This is a genomic window from Bacillus sp. FSL K6-2944 (assembly GCF_038005385.1).
Taxonomy (GTDB): Bacteria; Bacillota; Bacilli; order Bacillales; family Bacillaceae_G; genus Bacillus_A; species Bacillus_A cereus.
In genome coordinates, this window is record NZ_JBBOTE010000015.1 from 1 (window position 1) to 8,923 (window position 8,923).

The following is an 8,923-nucleotide window of genomic DNA, read 5'->3' on the forward strand; positions in this document are numbered from 1 at the left end:
GCTACCGATAATGAGACGTTATGGTAACTAGGGATGTATATCATATGCGTTTTGCAATTTTCAGGAAGTGTACTAGGTTAATGTGTTTTTTGAATCTTTTTAAAACTTGATTATTTTGGTATATTATGTTAACTTTCTATTGGTATATTATGTATTCAAAGAAAGTGTTGGTGTAACAAATATGTCTTTAAATCTAAATAAAAAACTTAGCTTAATTTGTTTGTTATTCATTACCTTTTCAAACATTATTTTATATTTAAGTATAAATTCAGAACTAAAACGGACATTTTCTAATTCCGATTTTCATGCTAATTCAACATTATCTATGGCAAATTTTGAAATAATATTATATTCAATACAAGTTTATAACTTAATAGTTACACTATTGTCAGTATTTGTATGTGGTCTAATATTATGGTTTGTTTCCTTTTTATTAGATTCAAAAGAAAAAAAATCAAAATTTATAATTATTTCATCAATAGGAATTGCTATTCTATCAATTAAAGGAATTATTTTAGCAATTATAAATTATTTAATGGGTAATTACGAAACATTATACATTTTTAGTAATAATATCATTTTACAATATTTTGATCCTTTTATTTGGATATCAACTGTAACTGTTTTCGTACTTTTATTTAAGAAAACAGATTTGAATAAAACAAACTCTCTAATAATATCAATTATTTATTATATTATTTTATGTTCAAGTACTATTATTCAACAAATCATCCGTACTTTAATATAAACAGTTTTTAACTGATTATATTAACTTTATTATAATTTTAAAGGAGGTGAAAAAAATGAATCTAGCAAATAATAAAAACAAGTTTTTATTTCTTATTGGTGGAACATCGGCACTTATTGGAGCATTTTTATTGTACGTATCTACAATTAATAGTACGACAATACAATTTGCATCCTCCAAAGTTTTTATTGGACAAGCTGAATTCTCATCTACATTAGGTATATCAGGTTATGCGGCAAAAAAAGCAGTGGATATTATTTCTGCAGCTGGTGACTTATACGCTATTATTGGATTACTTGGTGTAGTGACTGGTGTTGGAGCAATTGGATATGGCATTGTAGTAACAGCAAAAACATTAGCAAAAAAATATGGTAAAGCTTATGCAGCATCTTGGTAAACATAATAACTATAAATACTATGATATATATCATAGTATTTATAGTTTAATAATTTTCAATTGAGGGATCAAAATGAAATTGATTTTAACTAAAATTTATGAAATAAATAAAGTTTATTATATATCTACTTCAAGGAAAACATTTGAAGATTGGAACTTAAAAATCAAAAAAATATGGCTTCTTCTATTTTCAATTTTTATATTAATAACAATTTCTAGTTATTCTATGGGTATAATAGTAAATAAAACATTTAAAATATCCTCTGATACCACTATTTCTTTTATTTTACTGTTCTTATTTCTTGAACAATTTTTTTGGTCTTTAACTTTTTTTAAAAATAAAACAAAATTTTTCATACTTGATTTATCTAAATTTATAAATCAAAACAAGCAAAATAGAATTATTCAAATACACGCAATTTTTTTTAGAGAAAGCTTAAAAAAAATTTTGATATTAATTCTTTTGTATGTTCCTTTCATAATTTCTACTACTAATTTCCCTTATGTATATTTATCCATATTAATTATATTATACGGATTATTTAGTTATATTTTATTAACCATATTTAGCTTGTTAAATTTTATATATACTAAATCCTTAAATAATCTAATACAAAAATTTTCATTCATTCAAAACTTTTTAATCTTGTTGTTAACAATGATTATTGGTTTTTCTATTGGTTATATAACAAATATTTCAATAAACAGCTTTAATACGATTTTAAACTTTTTTAAAACTGATGCTTTTAATTTAACTGCTGATTATACACCATATCTATTTATTTACAAAAAATTCAATCTCTTTATGATAACCTTATTGATGTTTTTTATGTTTATAATTTCAACTATGATAATTTTGATTTGGAATTTAGTATTAAAGAAACATGATTTAATTTCTTATTTTAACAGTCGTAATACAACATATAAAACTACAAGTTTACTCACTCGTAAATATCGTAATAGAACTTTAGCTATTATGGCTAAAGATATTACTTTTATTGTACGTATAAACAGTTGGTTCTTTAATAATATTTCTAATATGTTATTTCTTTTTATGTTACTTTTAGGTTTTTTACTACCATTAGGATCTCAATTTATTAAAATTTATCCAATACAAACACTTATTATTTCTTCCTTTATCATAGCTAATTTCTTTTTTACTATCATAGGTGATTCTTTTAAAACAATACTTTCTGTAGATTCAGAATCTAAAAATTCACATATTTTTACAAATAACATAAGGAATTTATGGGATATAGTGTCTCCTAAAACGAATGTTTATTATATTTTTGTAACATTTATTTCTTTATTATTAGCTCTTATATTATATTTTATATTAGATATTTCATTTTCAAATATTTTATTTTTTATAATAGTCTTTATGACATCAGGATTTTTAAATGGTATTTATCAAATTACTAGTACCGGTCTTTATCCAAAATTAAATTGGGAAAATTATCAAGAAATAGGTGAATCATCAAAAGCTAAAACGTACGCTAATATTAGTGGAGGAATCATCTTTATTTTCTTTCTACAAATAGGTACATTATCTTCTTATCTCGTTACAAAAGGATACAGTACTGATATTATATTATTTTCCTCTGCTACTATAATGATTGTTATTTGTATATTAAATCATATAATATTGAGGTTATTTCTAAAAAAAATATCTTTCTATGAAAGGTTTGTTCAAAATGTTAAACGTTAAACATCTTAATAAAACATATGATGAAAAACAAATATTAAATAATATTAACTTTTCTATTGAATCAAACGTAATTTATGGAATTTTAGGGACTAATGGTGTAGGAAAAACTACAACTCTAAAAATCATTTCAGGACTTCTAGCACCTACAAAAGGAGAAATTTACTTAAATGGGAAATCTCAAGATCTAACCTCAGGAAGTTTACTTCAAGAAGTTGGATTCGTGCCTGACAAATCTGATTTATATGAATATTTAACCGGTGAAGAATATCTAAGATTTGTAGGTAAACTTTATTACCTAACAGATGAAGAAATAAATGTATTTGTTAAAAACATTTTATTCCAATTCAAATTAACTGATTCATCTCATCAATTAATAAAAAACTATTCACATGGAATGAAGCAAAAAATATCTATTGCATCAGGATTAATTCATAATCCTAAACTATTAATTTTGGACGAACCACTTACAGGCATAGATTTAATAAGTACTAGAATAATTAAAAATACACTAAAAGAGTATGTAAAAAAAGGAAATATAGTTTTATTATCTACTCATCTTTTAGAATTAGCACATTCATTTTGCGACAAAATAGGTATTATTCACAATGGTTTACTTGCAAGTGAATTTTATATTTCAGAATATACCTTAGCTGAATTAGAAAAAAAAGTGGAGAATATTTACCTTGAAAATACTAACTAATTGTCTAAAACGAAACAAAATAATTTCTATCTGCTCATTATTATTTTTTTTCATCCCCTTAATATGGAATGTTTTTTTTGGAATTACTTCTATAACACCAGGGGAACAAAATATATCTACAAATCTATTGGGGTTGTTTTTCAATAATTTTATTGTAAGTATTATTATTATGTCTGGTTTTGTAACATTTGGATTTTCGACTGTACTATATCTTAGTATAAACGGTATGATTGTTGGATATTCAATAACTCTACAATTAGAAAAAGGAAGATCTGTATTTGAAATACTTTCTTTATTAATTCCCCATGGTCTTGCTGAAGTTCCTGCATTAATTTTAAGTGGTATAATTGGTTTGAAATCAATAGATATGATTGTAAAATTAACAATATCAAAAGATAAAAACATAATAAAAAGGGATCTTAAAGATATTAGTATTTTATTTGTTACAATTATTATTCTTCTCATAATAGGAGCCATTATAGAAACGTATTTTACCCCATTACTAAAATAGGAGTTAATATATATGCAAAAAATATTTTATTTTACTTTCCCCATAGTTTTATTTATCGGGGTATTTTTAGGGAATTCTTATAACTATTTATTTCCTGTAGCTACATTTGGAGTAGCTTCTATTTATATAGCAATATTTTTACCGAAGATTAAACCTTTAGGTAAAAGTAAAAAAATAATTATTCCATTGTTATTTCTAGTTTTTCTTATAAACCTATTTAGTTCTATATTTTTATATTTTAAAAGATAATAAAAAGATTTGCACAATAAAATATTTCTTGTATTTTGTAAATAAAACTCAATTTATAAATGTTTAATAAATCATTAATAAAAAAATAAAATTAAGTTTTATGTCAACGGTAAGCGGAACGAAGTGAGCATTAAGGAGTTGACATACTCACAACACCCAAACCCTCTTGATGTGTTCAAACGCTACCCGTTTGAACCTGCCAACCGGCGAGGGAGCCCCCTCAAAAAGTGAGGGGGTTGGGGGTGTTTTTTATATGGGGGCTGGGGAAAAGTTCCCCAGTGGGATTGGGCAACGCCCAAGGTATTTATTTTTTATGGCTAGCAGTAGCGAGCCATTTTTTGCGATAGCAAAAAATAAAAGGGGGATTGGGGGAAACCCCCGACAAGCTGTATTTGCGCCACGAAGTGGCTAGCAAATGCGACGCTTGCCAAACCCCTTGCGTCAATGATAAAATTGGAGATACTACGACCAATTTGGAATGACGCTTCCGTTGCAAACGGAATGAAGGGATGGGACTTGATGAGTGAACAAGATAACAAGTTTGCTAGCGATTTTCGGAAGAATCCGAACCGAAAAGAGCGCAAACAAATTAGTTTTCGTGTGAGCGATGAGGAATTTGCAAAATTACAGCAGTCAGCTGAAACATTGCGAATGAGTGTGCCAAACTTCGTAAAGAAGAAGGCACAAGGGAGTCGTTTAATTTCTCCGAAATTTGATAAGGAGACGAGTCAAATGATTGCGAGGAATTTGAGTCAGATGGGAAATAATATGAATCAAATTGCAAAATATTGTCATGCGCATAAAGAGGGAAATGTAGATTGGCCACGTTTAAATTACAATATCGAGAAATTACGAAAAGAAGTGAATGAGTTATGGCAACAACTAAACTAGGAAATACAAAATCAGCAAGCAAAACGATCAATTATGCGGAAAAACGAGCAGTAGAAAAAAGTGGTCATAATTGTGATGTGGAGTATGCGAAATCAAATTTTAAGGAATTAAGAATGTTGTATGGAAAAGATAAGGGAGTTCAGGCGCATACCATTATTCAGTCCTTTAAACCTGGAGAGATTACACCAGAGGAAGCCAATAGCATTGGCTTAGAGTTAGCTCAATCTGTTGCCAAAGATTATCAAGTTGTGATTTATACGCATGCGGATACAGAACATATCCATAATCATATCGTGATAAACTCCGTTAATATCGAAACTGGTAAAAAGTATCATAGTAGTAACAAACAACGAGACTTGATAAAAAGTGAGAATGATAGGATTTGTCAGGCACGAGGATTGTCAGTCGTCGTAGAAAAACAAGCAGCAGTACGGTACACGGCAGCGGAGAAATCATTGTTAGAAAAAGGAAAAACATCATGGAAAGACGAAATACGACAAGCGGTTGATATAGGGAAAACGCGTACGAGCGATATAAAGGGCCTTACAGCGTTTCTAGATGATTTAGGTATCAAAACTAGATTAAGAGGCGAAACAATCTCCTATAAGCATCCTGAGTCCTTAAAATGGGTGCGAGGAAGTAAGTTAGGGTATGACTATGAAATAGGAGGGATGGAACGTGGCTTTGAGCGACAAATTGGAGAAAGCAAAACAAGAACACAATCTATCGACGGAAATGAGCACAAGCGAACAAATCAATTATCGGGTGAGAATGTCGGAGATAGAACATCAGAACGAACTGATCGCGCAACGTATCGACCAATTAGCAGAAAGTATCGAGAAGAACAACAAGCTCGTGAGCGAGCAAATACTCTCCGTCAGCAAAATGAACAGAAAAAACAACGAGAACTTGAACAACAAAGTCGAGCAATTGAAAGAAGTGGACCAAGCTTTGAGAGATAATCTGAGGGAAACGTTAAACCATTATTTTCAGCAAATGAATAAGAGTGTAGGGGAAAGTTTTGAGAAAAAGACAGATAGGCTTGTGACTGATTTTTATCACAAAGTACATCAGATAGAGCAAAAAACAAGTGAAGTACAAAATATACGGATTAAGACAAAGAAGATTGAAGAAGTATGTGTATCTGTTGTACAAGTTCTGTTGTATGCTTTGATTGCAGTTCTTCTTGTAACAGGGATGAAATATGGATTATGGGAAGTATTGGGTTTAGCAAAGCTATATGAAAAGGTGTCGCAAACATTTGAGTGGGGTTGGCTTGTGATGGCGGTTATTATGGGTGGCATGGGTCTTTGGGCATTTATCTGTGCATTTACATTTGTGAAAGATAAAACCAAACGTTATCGTTAGTAGAGTAGACAATAAATTGGTATAGGAAACCAGTATATGGAATGTTTTTCTATTATTTTTAGACAATATTTCCATGTTATAATGATAGATAGAATATTAGAAAAAAATAAAAATCCCCTCGAGCCTAGGAAACTTGCAGGGGATTTTTAAAACAATAGATTGGAGTTTTGTTCTTTATTTAGAATATTATGTTTAAAATACAATATCATTCTAAGGATATATTCTATCACATTGAACGTACTCCTTCTACAAAATAAGGAGTGAAAAAATGAGTAAAAACATTATTAATTTTGAAGATGTGGAAAAGAATGCTAAAATTAGAGATAGTAAAATTAATTATATTTATGAGGAATTATCTAGTAATAATGGTTTTTCTAAAGAAGAAAAAGCTATGATGTTACAGGTTTTAAATAAAATATCTGGTGGTGAAGAATATTTTATTGGTAAAAAAAGAAAACCAAGTGATAGGGTGAAATTTGTGCAAATAATTACAGATAATATTAATTACTTGTGTAAAATAGGATATCTTTCTAATTCTGAAAAAGCTTTTTTAATGGATTTAGTACCTTATATAGAATTTAAAACAAATATTTTAATAGAGAGAATTAATGAGCAACATGAATTCTCTTCTGATAGTGCTACACCTAGTTATTTAGCTAAAGAATTAAGTAGAGATCGCTCAAAAATTTCAAAGATGATGAATGGTTTAATGTATAAAGGGATTTTAGCTGTTGCTGAGTCAGGTACTACTACAGAAGATGGTAGAACTTGTACTAGTAGGACATGGTTTATGAATCCTAATATAATGTGTTGTAGTCCTAAAGATGGGATTGATAGAGTAACTCAACATATTTTTAAAAAATCATTACGTAATTTTATTTGTGAACAGGGAAAAAAACATAAACTACCAATTTATTTATTTTAGATGTTAATTTTATATTGACATCTTTCTTTTTTTGTGATAGATGGAAAAAAATAGGTGTGGCTTTTTGGCAACACAGGTGTGGCTTTTTGGCAACACTCAATAGTGAGCAAACCCTTGATATAAAAGGATTTGTTCATTTTCTCTATCTCACTCTTATATTTATAGTTAAAAGTTCCGCAAGGAACAGGTAGTATTTTCCTTCGCTTTGCTTCAGAAAATCTCCACCTTCAAGAAAATAAGGTTATAAAAACATAATTATGTTTTTATAACCTTATTTTCTTGTCCTTGCCTAACTTTTTTCGGCAGGGATTTATCTTTCGCCAAGCCGATCAAACCAAAAACGAGGAATTAGGTTATACGACTTGGATTTACAAGTATACCTGCCGAACCACCTTGTACAATCGTCTATCATTTTATGTTTACACGGATTGTAGTGACGTTAAGTTCCTGGGGGCTAGCCCCCAAACCCCCAGCCAGCTCTCTCACCCAAAAACAAGGAGTACCTTCGAAAGAATATAAATTTATTGTAAGAAATTTGTATAAAAGAGGAACAGTTTTATATCTCTTGAAGTTTATAATGTAGGGGGTGCATGCTATGGCAGGTAATACAGACTTAACACAACGAATATATAATGCTGGTGATGTAGCTAAGCTTTTGGAAGTGAAAGATTCAACAGTTAGAAAATACGCTCAAACCTTGGAAAAATCAGGTTATAAGTTTTATAAAAATGACAATGGTTATCGTGGTTATTATGATAAAGATGTCATAGCTATGCGAGATTTAATAAGGTATTCAAAACACCCTGATATGACACTTGAAAGTGCCGCAAAAGCTGTTGTATCAATGAATAATAAAAGAGATATACAAGGTGTCGATATAGAACATGAGGTTACAGAAGAATCGATACAAACCTATGATGATCTTTTAAAAGAATTTCAGGATTTTAAAAACCAACAAATAAAATTTAATCAAGAATTACTTTCTAAAATTGAGCAAAAAAATGCATATATATTAGAGCATTTAAACAAGAGAGATAGTGATTTAATGGGCGTTATAAGGTTTATACAAGAACAAAAACAATTAGAACATGTAGGGACTAAAAAAAATAAAAAGTGGTGGCAATTTTGGAGGTCATAATGTCGGAAAAAGAAGAATAGATATATAACATACATACAATAAGGGAATGCAGGACAAATCAGTATACAAGCATTCCCTTGCTATGAAATATGTCAAATACATCGAAAAAAATAAGGAATAAAAAATGGATATGTTTATGCAGGATTGTATGCAAAAAAGAGAAGAATGTGACGAGGCATAGGGAAGCCAAAAACCGCAGGGTATAAGGAATGTATAAAAACGTGTATAAAGAAAAAAAGGTCGAAAGAAGGAAACCCCTTACAGGAGTAAGGGGAAGCCGTTGGATTC

Annotated in this window: 11 protein-coding genes; all 11 read left to right on the forward strand. The window is 29.3% G+C overall.

What is annotated here, in order from left to right:
• Positions 1 to 181 precede the first annotated feature (181 nt).
• On the forward strand, positions 182 to 748 hold the full coding sequence (locus tag MHH55_RS35925; protein WP_127064406.1) for a hypothetical protein: 567 nt from the start codon (positions 182 to 184) through the stop codon (positions 746 to 748).
• 55 nt (positions 749 to 803) lie between these two features.
• Positions 804 to 1,145, forward strand: a complete 342-nt coding sequence (locus MHH55_RS35930; protein ID WP_127064407.1) for an uberolysin/carnocyclin family circular bacteriocin — start codon at positions 804 to 806, stop codon at positions 1,143 to 1,145.
• Between the two features lie 73 nt (positions 1,146 to 1,218).
• Positions 1,219 to 2,853, forward strand: a complete 1,635-nt coding sequence (locus MHH55_RS35935; protein WP_127064408.1) for a hypothetical protein — start codon at positions 1,219 to 1,221, stop codon at positions 2,851 to 2,853.
• Positions 2,840 to 3,553, forward strand: a complete 714-nt coding sequence (locus tag MHH55_RS35940) for an ABC transporter ATP-binding protein (RefSeq protein WP_127064409.1) — start codon at positions 2,840 to 2,842, stop codon at positions 3,551 to 3,553. The genes MHH55_RS35935 and MHH55_RS35940 overlap by 14 nt, the downstream gene beginning before the upstream one ends.
• Entirely contained in the window at positions 3,537 to 4,064 is a 528-nt protein-coding gene (locus tag MHH55_RS35945; RefSeq protein ID WP_164727848.1) for a stage II sporulation protein M, read from the forward strand. Before MHH55_RS35940 ends, MHH55_RS35945 begins: the two co-directional genes overlap by 17 nt.
• Before the next feature lie 12 nt (positions 4,065 to 4,076).
• On the forward strand, positions 4,077 to 4,313 hold the full coding sequence (locus MHH55_RS35950; RefSeq protein ID WP_127064411.1) for a DUF5970 family protein: 237 nt from the start codon (positions 4,077 to 4,079) through the stop codon (positions 4,311 to 4,313).
• A 519-nt stretch (positions 4,314 to 4,832) separates the two neighbouring features.
• Complete coding sequence (locus tag MHH55_RS35955) at positions 4,833 to 5,204, forward strand: plasmid mobilization protein (protein ID WP_340829633.1); 372 nt, start codon at positions 4,833 to 4,835, stop codon at positions 5,202 to 5,204.
• Positions 5,186 to 6,166 carry a relaxase/mobilization nuclease domain-containing protein gene (locus tag MHH55_RS35960; RefSeq protein WP_340882875.1) on the forward strand — a complete coding sequence of 327 codons (981 nt, stop codon included), beginning with the start codon at positions 5,186 to 5,188 and terminating at the stop codon, positions 6,164 to 6,166. Before MHH55_RS35955 ends, MHH55_RS35960 begins: the two co-directional genes overlap by 19 nt.
• On the forward strand, positions 6,156 to 6,572 hold the full coding sequence (locus MHH55_RS35965; RefSeq protein ID WP_340882877.1) for a hypothetical protein: 417 nt from the start codon (positions 6,156 to 6,158) through the stop codon (positions 6,570 to 6,572). Before MHH55_RS35960 ends, MHH55_RS35965 begins: the two co-directional genes overlap by 11 nt.
• Before the next feature lie 268 nt (positions 6,573 to 6,840).
• Complete coding sequence (locus MHH55_RS35970) at positions 6,841 to 7,497, forward strand: MarR family transcriptional regulator (protein WP_340882879.1); 657 nt, start codon at positions 6,841 to 6,843, stop codon at positions 7,495 to 7,497.
• A 595-nt stretch (positions 7,498 to 8,092) separates the two neighbouring features.
• Complete coding sequence (locus MHH55_RS35975) at positions 8,093 to 8,635, forward strand: DUF3967 domain-containing protein (RefSeq protein ID WP_340882881.1); 543 nt, start codon at positions 8,093 to 8,095, stop codon at positions 8,633 to 8,635.
• Positions 8,636 to 8,923: the final 288 nt, after the last annotated feature.